The 16,163-nt window shown below is 50.1% G+C and carries 19 protein-coding genes; 6 read left to right on the top strand and 13 right to left on the bottom strand.

What is annotated here, in order from left to right:
* Positions 1-213 precede the first annotated feature (213 nt).
* Together LJ739_RS11225 and LJ739_RS11220 are read right to left on the bottom strand one after the other, a co-directional pair.
* Positions 214-870, bottom strand: a complete 657-nt coding sequence (locus LJ739_RS11225; RefSeq protein ID WP_229160532.1) for a glutathione S-transferase family protein — start codon at positions 868-870, stop codon at positions 214-216.
* Between the two features lie 87 nt (positions 871-957).
* Positions 958-2,505 carry an MBL fold metallo-hydrolase gene (locus LJ739_RS11220; protein ID WP_229160531.1) on the bottom strand — a complete coding sequence of 516 codons (1,548 nt, stop codon included), beginning with the start codon at positions 2,503-2,505 and terminating at the stop codon, positions 958-960.
* Positions 2,506-2,709: 204 nt separating this feature from the next.
* Here LJ739_RS11220 and LJ739_RS11215 point away from each other — a divergent pair, with 204 nt between their 5' ends.
* The 3 genes from LJ739_RS11215 to LJ739_RS11205 all read left to right on the top strand — a co-directional run bounded on the left by LJ739_RS11215 (position 2,710) and on the right by LJ739_RS11205 (position 7,415).
* Positions 2,710-4,818 carry a winged helix-turn-helix domain-containing protein gene (locus LJ739_RS11215; protein ID WP_229160530.1) on the top strand — a complete coding sequence of 703 codons (2,109 nt, stop codon included), beginning with the start codon at positions 2,710-2,712 and terminating at the stop codon, positions 4,816-4,818.
* Positions 4,819-5,008: 190 nt separating this feature from the next.
* On the top strand, positions 5,009-6,598 hold the full coding sequence (locus LJ739_RS11210) for a serine hydrolase domain-containing protein (RefSeq protein WP_229160528.1): 1,590 nt from the start codon (positions 5,009-5,011) through the stop codon (positions 6,596-6,598).
* Between the two features lie 40 nt (positions 6,599-6,638).
* On the top strand, positions 6,639-7,415 hold the full coding sequence (locus LJ739_RS11205) for a hypothetical protein (protein ID WP_229160526.1): 777 nt from the start codon (positions 6,639-6,641) through the stop codon (positions 7,413-7,415).
* 83 nt (positions 7,416-7,498) lie between these two features.
* Here LJ739_RS11205 and LJ739_RS19195 read toward each other — a convergent pair whose 3' ends face one another.
* Complete coding sequence (locus tag LJ739_RS19195; RefSeq protein WP_407646774.1) at positions 7,499-7,780, bottom strand: ATP-binding protein; 282 nt, start codon at positions 7,778-7,780, stop codon at positions 7,499-7,501.
* A 254-nt stretch (positions 7,781-8,034) separates the two neighbouring features.
* Here LJ739_RS19195 and LJ739_RS11200 point away from each other — a divergent pair, with 254 nt between their 5' ends.
* Positions 8,035-9,270 (top strand): DUF2268 domain-containing putative Zn-dependent protease, encoded by a 1,236-nt coding sequence (locus LJ739_RS11200; protein ID WP_229160524.1) that lies wholly within the window; start codon positions 8,035-8,037, stop codon positions 9,268-9,270.
* 227 nt (positions 9,271-9,497) lie between these two features.
* Here LJ739_RS11200 and LJ739_RS11195 read toward each other — a convergent pair whose 3' ends face one another.
* From LJ739_RS11195 to queE, 9 genes are all read right to left on the bottom strand, one after another.
* A complete protein-coding gene (locus LJ739_RS11195) occupies positions 9,498-9,806 on the bottom strand; it encodes a hypothetical protein (RefSeq protein ID WP_229160522.1) in 309 nt (102 codons plus the stop codon).
* Between the two features lie 18 nt (positions 9,807-9,824).
* Complete coding sequence (locus tag LJ739_RS11190; RefSeq protein WP_229160520.1) at positions 9,825-10,907, bottom strand: serine hydrolase domain-containing protein; 1,083 nt, start codon at positions 10,905-10,907, stop codon at positions 9,825-9,827.
* 6 nt (positions 10,908-10,913) lie between these two features.
* Complete coding sequence (locus LJ739_RS11185; RefSeq protein ID WP_229160518.1) at positions 10,914-11,225, bottom strand: hypothetical protein; 312 nt, start codon at positions 11,223-11,225, stop codon at positions 10,914-10,916.
* Positions 11,226-11,295: 70 nt separating this feature from the next.
* Positions 11,296-11,715: an MAPEG family protein gene (locus LJ739_RS11180; protein WP_229160508.1), complete on the bottom strand. Its 420-nt coding sequence runs from the start codon at positions 11,713-11,715 to the stop codon at positions 11,296-11,298.
* 66 nt (positions 11,716-11,781) lie between these two features.
* A complete protein-coding gene (locus tag LJ739_RS11175) occupies positions 11,782-12,237 on the bottom strand; it encodes a hypothetical protein (RefSeq protein WP_229160507.1) in 456 nt (151 codons plus the stop codon).
* Between the two features lie 22 nt (positions 12,238-12,259).
* Complete coding sequence (locus LJ739_RS11170; RefSeq protein ID WP_229160505.1) at positions 12,260-12,529, bottom strand: TfoX/Sxy family DNA transformation protein; 270 nt, start codon at positions 12,527-12,529, stop codon at positions 12,260-12,262.
* 27 nt (positions 12,530-12,556) lie between these two features.
* Positions 12,557-13,417, bottom strand: a complete 861-nt coding sequence (locus LJ739_RS11165) for a transporter substrate-binding domain-containing protein (protein ID WP_229160503.1) — start codon at positions 13,415-13,417, stop codon at positions 12,557-12,559.
* Positions 13,407-13,832, bottom strand: coding sequence for a hypothetical protein (locus LJ739_RS11160; RefSeq protein WP_229160501.1), 426 nt, complete (start codon positions 13,830-13,832; stop codon positions 13,407-13,409). The genes LJ739_RS11165 and LJ739_RS11160 overlap by 11 nt, the downstream gene beginning before the upstream one ends.
* A gap of 15 nt (positions 13,833-13,847) precedes the next feature.
* Positions 13,848-14,522 carry a 7-carboxy-7-deazaguanine synthase QueE gene (gene queE / locus LJ739_RS11155; RefSeq protein WP_229160690.1) on the bottom strand — a complete coding sequence of 225 codons (675 nt, stop codon included), beginning with the start codon at positions 14,520-14,522 and terminating at the stop codon, positions 13,848-13,850.
* An 86-nt stretch (positions 14,523-14,608) separates the two neighbouring features.
* On the opposite strand from queE, the gene queC reads away from it, so the two are divergent.
* Entirely contained in the window at positions 14,609-15,265 is a 657-nt protein-coding gene (gene queC, locus LJ739_RS11150) for a 7-cyano-7-deazaguanine synthase QueC (RefSeq protein ID WP_229160499.1), read from the top strand.
* 1 nt (position 15,266) lies between these two features.
* Here queC and LJ739_RS11145 read toward each other — a convergent pair whose 3' ends face one another.
* Entirely contained in the window at positions 15,267-15,707 is a 441-nt protein-coding gene (locus LJ739_RS11145; protein WP_229160497.1) for a hypothetical protein, read from the bottom strand.
* Positions 15,708-15,863: 156 nt separating this feature from the next.
* On the opposite strand from LJ739_RS11145, the gene LJ739_RS11140 reads away from it, so the two are divergent.
* Positions 15,864-16,136 carry a hypothetical protein gene (locus tag LJ739_RS11140; RefSeq protein ID WP_229160495.1) on the top strand — a complete coding sequence of 91 codons (273 nt, stop codon included), beginning with the start codon at positions 15,864-15,866 and terminating at the stop codon, positions 16,134-16,136.
* Positions 16,137-16,163 lie beyond the last annotated feature (27 nt).

The following is a 16,163-nucleotide window of genomic DNA, read 5'->3' as shown; positions in this document are numbered from 1 at the left end:
TGCATCCATGCAGTCGTGCGCGAGGATGACGACTCTTCGTAGCTCCATATGAGCGCTTAGAGCAAATGCGGACCTTCGTTGTACCGAGAAATTGATCTAGCAATTTCTCCAAAGCAGACATCCGATCACACGCTTAACTTTAAAGTATGGTAGTGATGTGTCTACTGAACAGGTGGTTATTTACCAGACTCTATGTCTGAAATGATTGGTTTGTTAGCAATCGGGGATTATCTCGCTGCCGATATAAAATGGCAGCGCATTTTCCGAATCAGCAAAATAGTGTTGGACCAGATGCTGATACTCTTTATCGGTCTCAATAAGGCGACTTAACGCCTGCAGTTCATTAAGTCTGTGTGTGTTGACTTCTAGACTGTTGGCGAGATGCCGGCAGGCCAGGATGGTTGAAAATACCAGGACCAGACCAAAATTTATCGGTTGCTCAATGTCGCTGACTTGTATGGTATCAAATAAAACATCCAGGCTTTTTCTGTAAGTCGTTTCGCCTGCCTGACGCATAAACTCACTGCTGTCATTTTTGCTAAAGTTCTTTTCCAGCAGATTTGCCCGGAAAAAGAAGATAATTGCCGCTTCAAAATCACCGTCAGCCAATCGGAAAAGCTGCGCATCTACTGTCTGATGCCATTCATCAGGTAAAAACTGCAAGGCAATCAGCAGGGAATCGCTAATTGTCCGGTCTTCCAGTAGCAACGTGGGTACCTGCTGCTTGGGGTTGTGCGCAAGTAACAGAGGATCATGAGCCAGGTTTTGCCAGCCAAGCAGATGATCAGCGTGGCTCACGTGCAGTTTTAGCAACAGCCATTTTGTCGCTCTGGAGTAGGGCGAGTCAATCACCCAAATTAACCTGTTCAAGACCCGGTCCTTTTAACCTTATCCGGCATATGGGGTGTCAGGGCTGGCGTGCTAAACACGTTGAAGCCCTGATTGCATAAGCGCTAATTAGTGTTCAGCAAATAAGCGCATTAGCAGTTCTTGCTTTTTCGGCACGATGATGGAGAGCGCCTGATCGATTTCTTGCTGACTTAATACGCGAGCGTGATGTGATGATACATATTGTTCAACATCCAATGCCAGTGCCGTGACTTTATCATTTAGCGTCTGCAAGCGGTTGTAGGTATCCAGATCCGGCCAGTTGGCCGGTGAATGAAACCCTTGCTGTAAACCGCTACCGAACATATCTTCGGAGAACAATATTTTCTGCTCTGGCAGGTAAATGACCAGATTGTGATTGGCATGGCTGTTGGGGACATCAAACAACATGACTTTGTCGTTGGCCAACAGCGTGGTATCAGCGATGGGGATAAAACGCTGTTCGGACAGAGGCTTTGACAAGTGCTGTTGTACCGCAGGTATGTTATTGGGATGAATGACTAACTCGGCGCCTTGTTTAATCACGTCATGTAAACCCATCATGTGGTCATGATGATGATGGGTGACAATATGCTGTTTTACTGGCTTATTTTTCCCTGTCGTCTTGTGCAGCAAGTCCAGACCATTTTGCCAGGCATGCGATTCGCGGTCTGTTTGCCACGCACCCGCCGAAATATAATAATCGCCCATATCAATAAACAGGCTGTAGCTCCAGTCCTGCCCGATCCAATAAACATCTTTGGCGAGTTTTTGCAGGGTAAGTTCGGTGCTATCCACTACCGCTGACCGAGAACGCTGAGGATAGATTTCTGGCAGGTTGAAATCCCCTTCCTGTGTCGTATTAAACGTAATTGTCCGGTTAGTTGAGTGATAAACAGGACGGACTGGAGTGCTCACAAAAACTTGTCTGGCCCAGCCTAAATCACCGCTTCGCTGATGCTGGAGAAAATTGTAGGTGGTTAACTGAGCGCCTTGTTTACGCAGGACCCGGCTCAGGTAACCGTTTTGCTGATTCAGGTACACGGTATATTCGTTTTTCTGGCCTGAGTTAACGCTTAGAACATCGTGAGGAACGCCCTGAATATAGGCAATGTCACGCCACTCGCTGTGATCTTTATCAGCGTAAAGTTGCTTAACAATCAGGGTGTCAATCAGACGACTCATGCCTGAATCTGCGTTATCAAAGGTCATTGCGGGCGCGTCGTAGTAGACCTGCAATGCATGGTCAACTGAGTACCCTCTTGTGTCTGTGAAAAGACGATGGGTTACGCTGGGGATTTCGCTGCCGTGACCGTCTACCAGCCTGAAGGTGGCCTGTCTGAGTGCTTTGCGATGATTAACAAAATCTATGCTTAATCTTACCTGTTGCTCACTCAAATAACCTATCATCGGCCCTTGTAACGCATGGCTGCTTTGCCATTGTGAGTATTGGTAGAAAGAATCATTCAGGGTCAGGCTTTGCAGCTTCAATAATGTATTACCGCCGTAGGCTGTAACCGTTTTTTGAATGATTTGATTTTCTTTCGTCGCAGCTGCCACATGTGACGCAACAAGCGTTGTAAGTATGAACAGTGCGCCGCGCAAGGTATTTCGTACCCTAACGTAGTGATTTTGCATTTAATATCCTAAGGCAAAACGAATCAAGGCAGATATTGAACAGGCCGCAGCAATGTGGAGCCACAATGGTAACGTGATGAATTGCTGATGAATTCCTGATGGCTGCAAATTAACGGGGATTTGCAGTAAAGAGGACCGGTAGGTGGACAGAGCTATTTCCAGCGAATAGACTGGCGCGCTGAGACTTACGTGTTGCACGATTGTATGCCGGCTAAAACAAAACTCTACATTAACGATTTCCTGATTGACTTGCCGCGCTCACTGATTATTCGCGGGGAGCAGCAGGTGCAGGTTGAACCCAAGGTGTTGAAGGTCTTATATTGCCTGGCGTCCAGACAAAATGAAGTCGTCACTCATCAGGAAATTATGCAGCATGCTTGGGCAGGCATGGAGGTGGTGCCTAATGCCTTGCAGCGTTGTATTGCCATTCTACGCAAAGAGTTAGGTGACGATGCTAAATCGCCTCATGTGATATTCACTCATCCTAAAATTGGTTACCGGCTAAATGCGGAGGTACGCTGGCTGGATGAGAATACAACCCCACTGAAACTCCCATCAACCCCTAATCTACCGAAAGGTTGGGGAATTAAAGTGACGGCTTTTACGCTGGCGGGGATCACAGCAATATTGTTCCTGAGCATGTTTGATTTTCTACCGGGCAGGCAGTCACAGCAATACACTGAAATTCAAACGCTCACCCAAACTGATGCCCATGAGTCGCAGGCAATATATAGCCCGGATGGTCACTATATCGTGTTTAACCGTTATGCCGGTGGATGCAAAAGTCATCTATGGGCCAGACAATTGGCTACTGGACAGGAAACTCAACTGACTGCTGTTGCGGCCAAATATAGTGGAGCAAGCTATACCGTCGATGGGCGCGAGCTGATATTTGCCGTGTCATCTGACTGTGAAACGGCTGCGCAGAACGTTTCCGATTGGTTTGATGACGGACAATGCAGGAGCGTCGCCACATTAGATTTTTCGTTAGCCTTGAAAACTCCGCAAAAGCCGGTATTACGTCATCAATGCCAGGCTGAATATGTTTATATGCCTAAGGCTTTGTCCAATCACCAATACGTATTCTTGCAATCCGTGGATGGGCAAAATCAAATGGTGCAATACAATGATTTAACCCAGGTCCATCAGGTGATATACGCGCCTGACGATGAGTATCTTTACCACTTTGACTATGCTCCTGAGGAAAGAAAGCTGGTTGTGTTTGGAAGAGACCAGACAGGTCACCCTGTGATGACTTTCCTTGATCATAGAGGCCACGTGCAGAGCCGAGAAGCGATTCGTTTATTACCCGGAATGCATCCTGATGTGCAGATAAAAGGTAAGTTTTCCCCGGACGCAGACTATCTCTATGCGGTCATCAATAGCGCCTTATTCCACATTGGCCTTAACGGCGATATGCAAGCCATTAAAACGCCAGCGGATAATATTGTTGAAGCGGATATGCATCCGATATCAAATGCTATGTTGGTCATTCAAGGGGGCAAAGATGTAGATATTGCCCAGATTTCGCTGTTCGACAAACCGCGTGCACAACTTCGCAACGATGTGAATGAAACCAATCTGCCGTTTAAAAGTTTTGCCCGCACTAGGGCACAGGAACATCTTGCCCGCTATCAGCCCATTGGCGAACTCATTGCTTTTTTGTCAGACAGAAGCGGCAGCGATCAAGTCTGGATTTGGGATAACCACAAAGCGTTTCAACTTAGTGATGAAAGCCCACGAAACCCGATAAGAAGCTATGCGTGGGCGCCAGATGGCCGTTCTCTGGCGTGGGCATCAACAACAGGTCTGGTTATCTCTGATCTTGAAGGAATGCGTCAGCATTATCCTACCCATCAACCCATTACCGCGGTGTTAGGCTGGGTTGAACAAGAGCAATTGCTGGTTACATTGAATGATCCAGTTCCCGGCGCGTTGTATCAGCTTGACCTAAGTAAAAACACCTTAACACCCTATCATCTCCAACGGATTGTGAACGCCTGGCAAGTGAACGACCAGATTATCTTTAGCAATGTTAAAGGCGAGGTATTCGTACGTGCTTTAGACCCTCACATACCAGGTGTAAGTCGCTTATCAGCATTAAACGGTGACGCATTGTTCGTTCACAAGCAGAAGCTATACAGCGCGGATAAAAGCTCCTTCGTATTAAATGAGTATAGTACTGACGGTACGTTTATCCGGCCAGTGATTCAGCTCACACCGACCACTTGGAAAGTATTGGACCTGAAGGATGGCAAGCTGCTACTCAGTCAGTATGTCAATATCAATCAGGAAGTAGCCGAGTTACAGTAAGCCCAAATCGCTTCACTACGTTGCTGCTGTGGGAGTTGACTATTGCAGTAATGATATGGCTAGTTTTTCCGAGAAAATCCGTTACCTCAACAAACCATCAGCTTTTCATCAGCCAGCTCACCTTGAGTTCAGGCACGAAAGCCTTCCTAATAATGTGGTGAATAAATAGTTATCTACATGGATTAGGTCGTTGAAGAATCAAAATCAGAATGTCTCCCGCTTACATCTTGCATTATTTAGTTCTCTTTTGCTGTCACTCTGCGCGCCCACTTTTGGCGATGAGCAGAAAAGCGCAGGTGAATTAAATAATCTGGCGCAGCGCTACTCAAGCAAGGGCGATGCATTAAATGCACAACGTCACTTTCAACAGGCGCTGGATTTAGCTGCCGATGAGAATTGTTCATGGTGTAGTGAGGCCCGAAGCACCCTGACCCGCTTATTGAGTGATAAGTTGGTCAACGCGATTAACTCGCAAAACTACGCGCAGATCCGTACTTTTACCAGCTCGACCATTGCCGATTCGACCCTGCAACGACTGGGTCTGGATATGTATGCAGGGTATTTATCCGCGGAAAGCCATTTCCATGGAGCCTTTACCCTGCAATCCGCCAATGTGCTGAACCATGCCGACGGTGTAGTGTCCTCTGAAGTGTTTGTGAATTCATCCAATACGCAAATGCCCTACCGAATAGAGATGTCCTACACCGACACCTTCCCGCAAAAAATCACCCGTATTCGCATTCGCGCACACGTTACCGATTCGCCTGATACTGTGGTAAGCGACGTACCGGCGGTGATGGCTGAACTCTCTGCCTACATTGATAGCCTTGCCTCTAAAGATGTGTTCTCCGGCACGGTGTTGGTCGCTAAGGACAATAAGGTATTGCTGGAAAAAGCAGTGGGCATGGCGTCGAAGCGATTTAAAGCGCCTATCAATATCAATACGCGCTTCAATCTGGGATCGATGAACAAGATGTTCACCAGTGTAGCGATTTTACAACAAGTGGAAGCCGGTAAGCTGAAATTAAGCGACAAGCTGGTGGATGTGATGCCATTAGAAGAGCCCGGCGCCGAATTAGCACAGGTACAGATTCAACACCTGCTGTCGCATACTTCCGGAGTAGGCTCATTAAGCTGCCCGATGGGCGAACTGACCACTACCGCAGATAGAAACGATTGTCTGGCTAAGCTGGCCAAAATCGGCAGTAATTTTCCCGCTGGCACGCAATATCGCTATAGCAGTGATGGTATGTTTATTCTCGGCCTGGTGCTGGAACAACTCACCGGCTTATCCTATTACGACGTGGTACAGCAAAACGTGTTTAACAAAGCCGCTATGCCGGATACGGCAAGCCTTGATTTGCAGTTCCCTGTTGAAAATGCGGCGATTGGCTACTCCTTCCATGGCCAGCAGAACCAGTGGCGCAACAATCTGTTTATCCATGATAAGAGAGGCGGGCCGGCTGGCGGTGGATATTCGACCGTGAAAGACTTATTCCATTTTGCCCAGGCGTTGATGAATCATGAGTTATTGAGCCAGGCAATGACTAAGCTGGCGATGACACCAAAAAAAGAATTCGGTGCATCAAATTATGGCTTTGGTTTTATCCTGTGGGATCGCAACGGTAAGCCTGTCGTCGGGCATAACGGCTCATTCCCAGGGGTTAGCAGCCAGATGGAAATGCACCTCAGCAGTGGCCATACCCTAGTGGTATTGTCAAACCACAGTTTTGGGGCCGACCCGGTACTGGCCAAAGCGCATCAGTTGCTGGGCTTGTAAGGAAGCTTTGTAATGCAAAAAATAACAAATCGGAGTAATCATGTGTCAGGTAGTTAGGATCTTATTCATCATCATTGGGGTTTTCGCAGTGATGAAAGTGAATGCAGCGGAAAAGCAGCTTCAGATAGAGGACGAGCGTTTTGAAAAGCCATTATTGTTTACGGTAAATCTTCCGGACGGCTATGAACAAAATGCTGATAAGCGTTATGCATTGCTGTTTGATTTTCATCCGTATGCAGATAGCTATCTCAAAGGAATGCACGACTGGTTAAGCCACAATGGTGAATGGCCATGGCCGCAAACCATTATTGTGAACCCGGCAATGGGTAATCCGGTCGGGCGGCTATTTGACGCATCGGGTAAGACGACGCCCTTAATCGACTTTTTTGAGGCTAAGCTCTTGCCTGCCCTGGATAAAAACTATCGGACCAATGGCTTTCGCATAATGAGCGGGTTTCGGGTGAACGGTACATTGGCACTGTCAGCCATGCTGCGCAAGCCGGGACTTTTCAACGCGTATTTTGTTACCAGTCCGGAGCTTGAAGACGACTATGCAGGGATCTTGTCTGCCGCAGCTTCTGGTATGAAGACAATAGATGCGCCTCCGGTTTATGTACTGATAACACATGGCAGTGGCGTGAAAGAAAAGCATCAATTGGATGAATATGCCAGGCTAAACCAGATTTTAAGTGATAATTTACCTCCGAATGTAGCCTGGGACTACCGCGATTTCAGCGAACATATGTTTATGACGCTGCCTTTGTTAACACTCCTGACAGGCATAGAACAGGTATTTGGAAAAGAGCAGGTAAAATAAGAGACGGACAGTCAGGTCGTCAATACCTGCGCTCACCATGGTACTGTCATTGCGATATCACAGACTATGAGACAGAAAAACCGCTACCCTTGCCAGGGTACTTGAGACCTGAATATGGCCCTCATGGGCTGCGCAATTCGTTTACACAAAGATAACCCGAGACCGGTACCGTTAGTCTCCCTGTGTTCAAATTGTTCAACCCGATAAAAGGGATCAAACAGTCTGGAAATAAGGAGATGCGGTATACCGCTTTCCGTATCGGTGACCGTAATCAACAACTCAGGAGGGGTAGCCTCGAAATGAAGTATGACGCTGGCGTTAACCCCGATGACGTCAGTTAAGTCAATTGCTGAAGACGTTTCCATTAACAAAGTAATGGTGGAGCAGTTTTTTTAGTCAGATGGCTGAAAAAGACCGTCTGGATGTGAAAAGCATTATGAGTGAGTACCGGAAGTGGGAGTCAGCGTTCGACGTCAAGCTGGAAAAGGCATTACAAGCGGCGTCTGAATAGCACGGCGAACTGACGGTTGAGCAGAGAAAAGTGCCGTTAGAGAAACTTCAGCGGCAATCCCGATAACTGTCCTTTATACCTCGGCTAACACTGATGGGAGAGTATTTTATGACTGTAATTGAAGGTTTTAAGCTAGCGATAGAAAAATGGTGCAGTATCGCCCTGTTGTGCATCGCAATTATGGCAAATGGTTGTGCCGCTGCCACCGCAGCTCAAGGGCTGGTTAAAGATGAGAACGGCACACTAACAATGGCAATAGACATTGGTACTGTACGAATCAATCCGGATGTTCAGCGGCTACTATCTGAGCAATATACTTCCATGTTAATTGACACAGTGACTGAAGTAGCGTCCTTGGTGCGGGAACATTTTCCCCAATTTACTGACCAATTGACGATAACAATTAGGACCACGCAACAAGACCTTGATCACGTTGGCGGGGTGATCGGAATCGCGCAATCTCCTGAATCTGTGGATATTGACATCGCAGCTTCATTTTCAGAGGAGCTGGCAGCCCCTATTCAGCAGAGTCTGAAAGTTACCCTGCTGCATGAGTTACATCACATTGAGCGCGGGTGGACCATTGAGAACAATCGTTTTGGCCCTGGAATTATGATAGCCGCCGTCAATGAAGGGCTCGCTATTGTCTTCGCCGAGCAGGTGTCCGGAATAAAACAGCCTCACTTAAGCTATCCCGATTCTGTCGATAAATGGGTGGAAGAGATCCTGGCGCTTCCTGTGAATGCACCGTATGAAACATGGATGATGGGAACACACCCTGATGGCAGGCAATATATTGGTTACCGTACGGGTAAATTTATTGTCGAACAGGCTCTGAGAAGCGGCGGGGAAACGATTGAGTCGCTTACAGAAAAAGGGAATTATGAAATTTTGTTTCAGACCGGCTTGATTGATACGAACCCATTAGCGTTAAGCAAGGTTGGGGATGATTTCGCCACATCGAATCAACCCGGGAAAGCAATTCAGGCTTATACTAAAGCGGTATCATATGCTGAGCCTGCGCTGCAAACTAAGATTGAACAACGGATTGACCTGTTGACTCACCCAGTTACCTTGTCAGACACAGAAATGAACGAGCTAGCAGGGCAATATCACTCTGACAGAATGGATATCAAAGTCAGCCGCGATAAGTCGGGGCTTTACGTTCAGTTACCCGGGAAACCTAAATTTACCCTTTATCCTACCGATAAGACACATTTTGTAATTTTAGAGGCAGATGTGTCATTTGAATTTGTAATGGACGAGCATGATGCCGTAGCGACCTTATTGTTCAATACGCCGGGTGGGACGCACCGCTTTACCCCAATAGTCCCGGCTATGTGATCACCCAGGGTGATGAAAAAATGGGGCCGTTTCGCAGATAGAGCGGGAAGAAAAGCCACTTAAACAGAAAAACTTAATGTCACCGTCCACTACTGACACTTAGCTAAAACTTATCTCCATAGCTTATTCAGAACTTTACTGCCCGCTCTAGCGAAGTTCAGCAGATAGCCAAAACAGCAAGGTGGAAGCCGAGACAGTAGCTCGAGGCAGTACCGAAGATGTGGGATTCATTTTTGGGTACGGTGACACCTTACCAGGCTAGCTGTTGAACGTTTTTCCCGATACGGAATGCGGGGAGTCCAGCGGGTGAAGCGCGGTTGCGTTAGCAACGAGGGGTGACTTAACGTCACGCCAACAAACGGGTAAGGAACCAGTTTGAACAGCTTTAGCTGGCCTGCGAAGCAGGTGAGCCACATGGAAGTGGTGAATAAAGAGCTGAGCGACTGACCGTGGAAGGTCAGACTGGGCGCAACGCCATGGATGGATTGATACTTTGCATTAACTGCGCCTTCTGGTCGCTGTCGGCAATCCGACATACCTGTCTCCTTCTGGCCCTACTCGCCCCTTATACTTTGCAACACCGTGCGCATTATTTGCACCTGCAAGGCATAAGTTGTTTCACCACCATTGCTGAGGATCACCACTTCTAAATCGTGTTGGGGATCGATAAATAATTCGGTCTGATAGCCATCCTGCGAGCCGCCGTGGGCAAAAAATGGCTGCTTTCCTGGGCCAATAAACCATCCTAAACCATATACGCCATCCTCCCCCAAATCTCCGTGTATCCGTGTCATCTGCGTCAAGGTGTCGGACCGCACAATACGTCCAGCTTTCAGGGCACGGATAAAGCGATTTAAGTCCGACACAGAGCTGACTTGGGCCATGGCGCCGGTGGTGTATTGCCGGATCCCTAAAAATGTCCTTGTTTGGGCATAATTGAGTGCATCAGAGGCCGCCAATGCCTTACCTGAAGCGACAATATGGCTGTGGACCATTTGTGCCGGTTCGAACACTTCCCTTTGTAAAAAGTCTGCAAACGGTATTTTGCTTACTTGGGAAACCACCTCGGCCAGCAGCACATAACAACTGTTGCAATAAATACCGCGCCCCCCCTCCAACGGACGCACTATCAGCTCATCGGAGCTAAGAAAAGTCACAAGGGTAGCATTGTCAGCCCCATCAGCTAATGACAGGTTGTCATCGGCAAAAAAATCCTGCGACAAAAACACCCGATGGGCCAACAAATCTTCAAGGGTGATGGATTGCCACACGGTGGGCAACGTCGGTATGTAGCGGCTCACCTGATGACCGAGCGACAATCTACCCTGCTCTGCCAGACGCATAATCGCGACTGCAGTAAACGGTTTACTGATTGACCCAAGACGAAATCCGGTATCCGCGGTAATCGCCTGTCCGGTATGCCGATTGGCCAGTCCTTCGCTGCGTTGATAGATCACTTTGTCATGATGGCGCACCAGCACGCTCAGGCCAGGTTGATCGGGCGCTTGTTGTGCCATGATGTCATCCAACAACGAAGGCAGTGGCACAGCCTTGACCATCGAAGGCACTAACAGTAACAGTGTACAGATACGTTTGAGCATGAGTTTCAATCCATTGGCTTTTGCTGGTGCGGTCATTGGGGTTTATTGTGCTTGTTTGTCCCCGGGGAGTGGGTACAGGGATTCCGTCGCCTGCTTCAGCCCCGCATCGGGCAGGAAGGTGTCGCTAATGGTCAGAATGGCATTGAGGTTGTTGCGCAGCTTGTCGTCACGCAACTCACCAGGATTGAGCGCGGTCTGCAGCAGGTGCAGTGCCATATCCGCCAGCAACAGACGCTGTCTATCCGCCCAGTCGTCATCGCCTTTTTTGGCCGGATGCTGCAGACAGGCCTCTTCCACCTGAGCATGTAAAGCCCAACTGGTGTCGATGATGTGTTGTCGTTGTTGATCGTCCATTGTTGCCGCTTCCTCTACAAAGCTGATCAGGCCAACAGGCCTGCTTGTTTTAAGCCGTGTTTGACCGGGCCTACTGCGCCATCACCATCGCCAGTTGATAGCACCACACCAGCGCAATGACCACCTGCACCGCGAAGGCACTGAAACGCAACGTCACCGCGGTGACACTTAAACTGCTCAGATGCAACAACGACTGGGCGATGCGCGCGGCCAGGAAAATCCAGGCCAACGGATCGGTGATGGCCGTGTTGTCGGTCAGGATCGCCACCACCATCAAGCCGCCGAACAAGGGTAACCCTTCAATACAGTTGGCGTGGGCGCGCGCCAGACGCTGCATAAACGGCGACAGATTGGTATTTGACGGGTTAAATTGATTGGCTGCGACCGCCTTGGTCATCACCAATTTGGAGCGGATCACTTCCATGGCAACCAGCAACACCAATGTCCAGGCGATGAACCCGAGTAACGCGATCACTGTGGCAGAATACATCCTAAATCTCCTTGGTTTCGTTCAACGTCTTGTCACGCTAATCCCTGCACCAGAGAGTGGCAGGGCTTAACCTTTGGCTAGTGCAAGGCTTGCCCAGTTGGCCAAGACCCCAAGCAGGTAACACACACCAAACAGGCTGCAAATCAATGAACTGACGAGCCAGAACGTCACGCTGTTTTGGGTGATAGCCGGGTGGGAAGACACAAATGGCAGGATAAACCCGCCAATACCGCGCACAAGATACACCGCGGTGATCACTACTAATGCAGGCCTGAGCAGTGGCAAAGGGCTGATCACGCCGGCCCCTGACAGGCCGTAAAGTCCCCACAGCGCCAGCACGGTGGCGATCAATAAGGTGATGAAGGCAGGACGCAGGCTGCCCGCTTCGGCCAGTGATGCCATCTGTTCACCGGCGCCGAAAAAGCGATACCAATCAGGGCCGCCCAACACGATAGCAACATGGGCCAGGGCCGCACTGAAGCTGAGCCCGGCGGCAACGGTTAATAAGGTGTTTCCATTCATCGTGCGCTCCAATTCCCGCTATTCAGGGTGCCAGCCCCATGTCATCCAGCCGCAACAGTATCTGTGTGCGTTGTTGTCTGGCGACAGTTTGCCAATGGCACCCTTGCTGTGCCCCTATCATGGCATACAGCAGGTTCAGGTTGGTATAGCCGGCTTCGGCCAGTTGCCGATATAACGCGAAGGGATCGGCGACCATAAACGCTTCAACGGAATGCACGCCGACCATGGCCAACAGCGCTTCGCTGCGTGGCCCTAAACCGGCAAGCTGGCGGACTCGGGTGACTTCAGACATAACAATCCGCCCTCTTAATTTATCCCGTCAGGAAGACGGACGATACCACAGTTCCTCACGGGATAGTGGTGTTTCGGGCGGCAACAGCGGGTTTTCCAGTTGGTAAAACTGTCGCTCATTGAGGCGGCTTTTGTCGATGATGTCCTGATGGTACTGCAAAAACAGCCGATCAAACTCACCGTTGGCAATGGCTTTTTCCAGCCCATCACGGATCAGGCGGCCCATGGTGGTGTTGCGCTTATTGACGAAGTAATACATCGCGCTGGGATAGCGAATACCCAATTCCGGTTCCAGAACGATACCGTCAGGCATCCGTTCGCCGTCCAGCTCTGCCCAGATCTCCACCACCGAGCGTGGCACGAAGTCGCCCTTGCCCTGATCGAGCATGGTGAACAGATCCAGGTACTCCTTGGCCGTACTGACGTCAAAGCCGTTGGATTGCAGGATCTTGGTATCCGGCCAGTCATGCCCCTGGATTGGGCGCAATTGCATCAGTTGTTCAATTTTTTCCATCCCCACATAGCGGTGTGCCTGCTGCTGACGGATCAGAAAAATGCGCCAACCTATCAGGCCCTTGTAAATGGGGATCCGGATCGGTAACAAGCTGTCTTCACGGCTCTGGTCGGTCATGCTCCAGACAATATTGACCTCGCGGTTTTCCGACAGTTGCTTGAGCGCCTTGTTCTGCAACATGATGCGCTCCGATGGCATCAGGCTGTAACGCACCCCGGTCTGTTGCAGCGCGACTTCCAGCAAGGCAATCGGATACTGGTTACGCTGATCATTGTCGGTCAGCGGTCGGGGATAATGAATGTTCCATTTGGCAGCATGGGCCGCCGACATCCCGATCAGCATCAGCCCCACCAGGCACAGCAGACTATGGCGCATGTACACCTCCGTTGAGCATCGCGCTGAACAGTTTGTCCTCGTCATCCAGCACGGCAACGATGATGTGCAAATCGCCTGCCGCATCGCGCTGTAAGGTGTAGGAGCAATGACACACGCTGAGTTTTTTGTCTGCCTGGTCAAACAGCTGCCAGCGCACGTTGACGAAAAACACTGAATCAGACAAGCGCATGGCCTGGTTCACCAGCGCTTCGCAGCGCGACGCGCCGGCGTTATTGATCCCATCGATCATGCTCTGGTTGACGGTGCGAATATCATCAACCTGACTGCAGACCCGTTTGGTCTGATCAGATACAAAGATACTGGGGGTTTGATGCAGCGCCGTCATCGCTGCGGCATCGTTGGCATTCAATGCCTGCTGATAGCCTTCAAAAAAACGTTCCGCCTGGCTCGACATGATCCCTGCCTGTTATTATTCGATACCAATAAATTTATGGGTTTGTAGCGACAAACGCCAGTTATTTTCAATGCAATGCTTAATCGCCAACTCGGTGGCGCGGGCCTGTTGCGAGATAGGCTGCAAGTAGATCAGCGGCGCCGCCCCTTCAGGCAGTCTTGTCAGCAAGGCCTTGAGTTCATCCACATGGCGCTCCATGGCAACCGGGTGTTTGATTTCATTGGCCCGGGCCAATGCGCTGTCGAGAATGTCGTAGCCGCCTTTCATGTTCACTTTGGGTGACACAGTGACCCAGGTGTCCGGGTGGGTCAGGACTTCAAATGTGCCGCTGGTTTCAATCGACACCCCGTATCCCCGCGCAATCAGTTGGCTACTCAGCTCCGTCAAATCGAACATGCACGGCTCACCGCCGGTCAGGATCACATTCTTCGCGGTGTAGCCTTCACGGGCAAACAGCGCCATCAGCTCGTCAAAGCTGCTCTGGAACCAGTGACTCGATTCACCCTGTTCAGCCATGACATCATCGGCACTGCGTTCATCGTCCGGGTTGATGTCCCAGGTGTGTTTGGTATCGCACCACGGGCAGCCCACCGGGCACCCCTGTATGCGCACAAATATCGACGGAACACCGGTCAGCGCCCCCTCACCCTGTATCGACTGGAACACTTCGTTAATTTTGTAGCGGTTCACACCGTTCAAGACTTCACCTATCGTTTTTTTGACGGGACTCACGTAAAATCCCTGCTTCATTGGCGAATTATAAAGAAGCGAGCAGCATGGCACAAAAGGTGGTTGTAATTTTTTCCGGCGGTATGGATTCCTTCACGGTCCTGAACAAAACGGTACGGGCAGGCAATGAGGTGTACGCCCTGTCATTTGACTACGGTCAACGACACCGTAAGGAGCTGGATTACGCAGCCCGCGCCTGTGCTGATCTCAATGTGCCCCACAAAGTGGTGGACATTTCCGCCATCAACAGCCTGGTCGGCGGTTCATCACTGACCTCTGACATTGATGTACCGGAAGGTCACTATGAAGAGCAGAGCATGCAGTCAACGGTGGTGCCTAACCGCAACATGATCCTGCTCTCGTTGGCGGTTGGCTATGCGGTGTCACTGGGTGCCGGTGAAGTCCACTACGGTGCCCATTCCGGCGACCATGCCATTTATCCCGACTGTCGACCGGAATTTGTCGAGAAAATGAAAGACGTGTGTGCCATCGCCAATTACGAACCGGTGGATATCGTCACCCCCTACCTGCATGACAGCAAAATCGCCATACTGGCCGATGGTCTGGCAATGGGACTGGACTATGGCAAGACCTGGACCTGTTACAACGGCCGCGAAAAAGCCTGCGGTAAATGTGGTGCCTGTCAGGAACGGTTAGAAGCGTTTGCACTGAATAACGCCAGCGATCCACTGGACTACGAATAACTCACTGCGAAGACGTATCGGCCTGACCCAGCAACACAGCATGATCTTTGGGGGAAAATGTAAAGCCCTTGTCGACTAACCAACGGGCGGCCTCTTCCACGGTACGGGTATAAACCTGGGTGTTGGCATCGTAACTGGTGCTTTCACTCACAATACGCTTCTGTAAATCAAAGCTGCACACCGTCGCCTCATGGGTCTGGTTGTTAGCGGCACACCAGTCATAAATGGCCTGAAAGCTCTCCTGCCCTTCCATGGTCGGCATGATCCACTCCCGCATGTCCACCAGCGCCGCCCACGGCTCATGCCGGATGTCTTTCACCAGCGCCCGGGTCTGTTCAAAGATGGTGTTGATCAGGGTTTTGGGCCACACGCCGCGCATTGACACGCACAGCACGTTGCCACTGAGCTTGAGTTTGTAAAGGTCGTCTGAACCAAAGGGCATATCGTATTGATTACTGATTCCTAATGCTCGCTACAGCATACGCGAAAAAAAATGGGCTGAAAACTCCGATGTCCTGCCTGGTTGCACTGCAGCGGCGCGTCCGCTACCGTAGCGATCTTGCCCGATGGCGGGCGATTGTTCAAAAAAGGAGTACCCATGAACAACGAAACGGACGATGAACTGAATAACATCAACAAACGGATCCGCACTGCCACACTGATTTCCGCCCCCGCAAATATCCTGGTAGGGCTGGGCCTGTTTGGCACCCTGTCACCGGATCCAGGCGGATTGCACAGCTTTTTTGACACCCCAACCAACAGCTATGCACTGCTGCTGATCGGTGGGGTCATCGCTTTATCCCAAACCGTGCCGCTGATTAAACTCAGCTTGAAGCGCCAGGCGTTGCTACAAACACAAAACGGCGAGTAACGGCGCGACGGGCAAAAAAAAGCCCCG

Source organism: Fluctibacter halophilus (assembly GCF_020687825.1).
In the GTDB taxonomy this organism is placed as follows: domain Bacteria; phylum Pseudomonadota; class Gammaproteobacteria; order Enterobacterales; family Alteromonadaceae; genus Fluctibacter; species Fluctibacter halophilus.
This window is presented reverse-complemented; position numbering and strand designations above follow the sequence as displayed.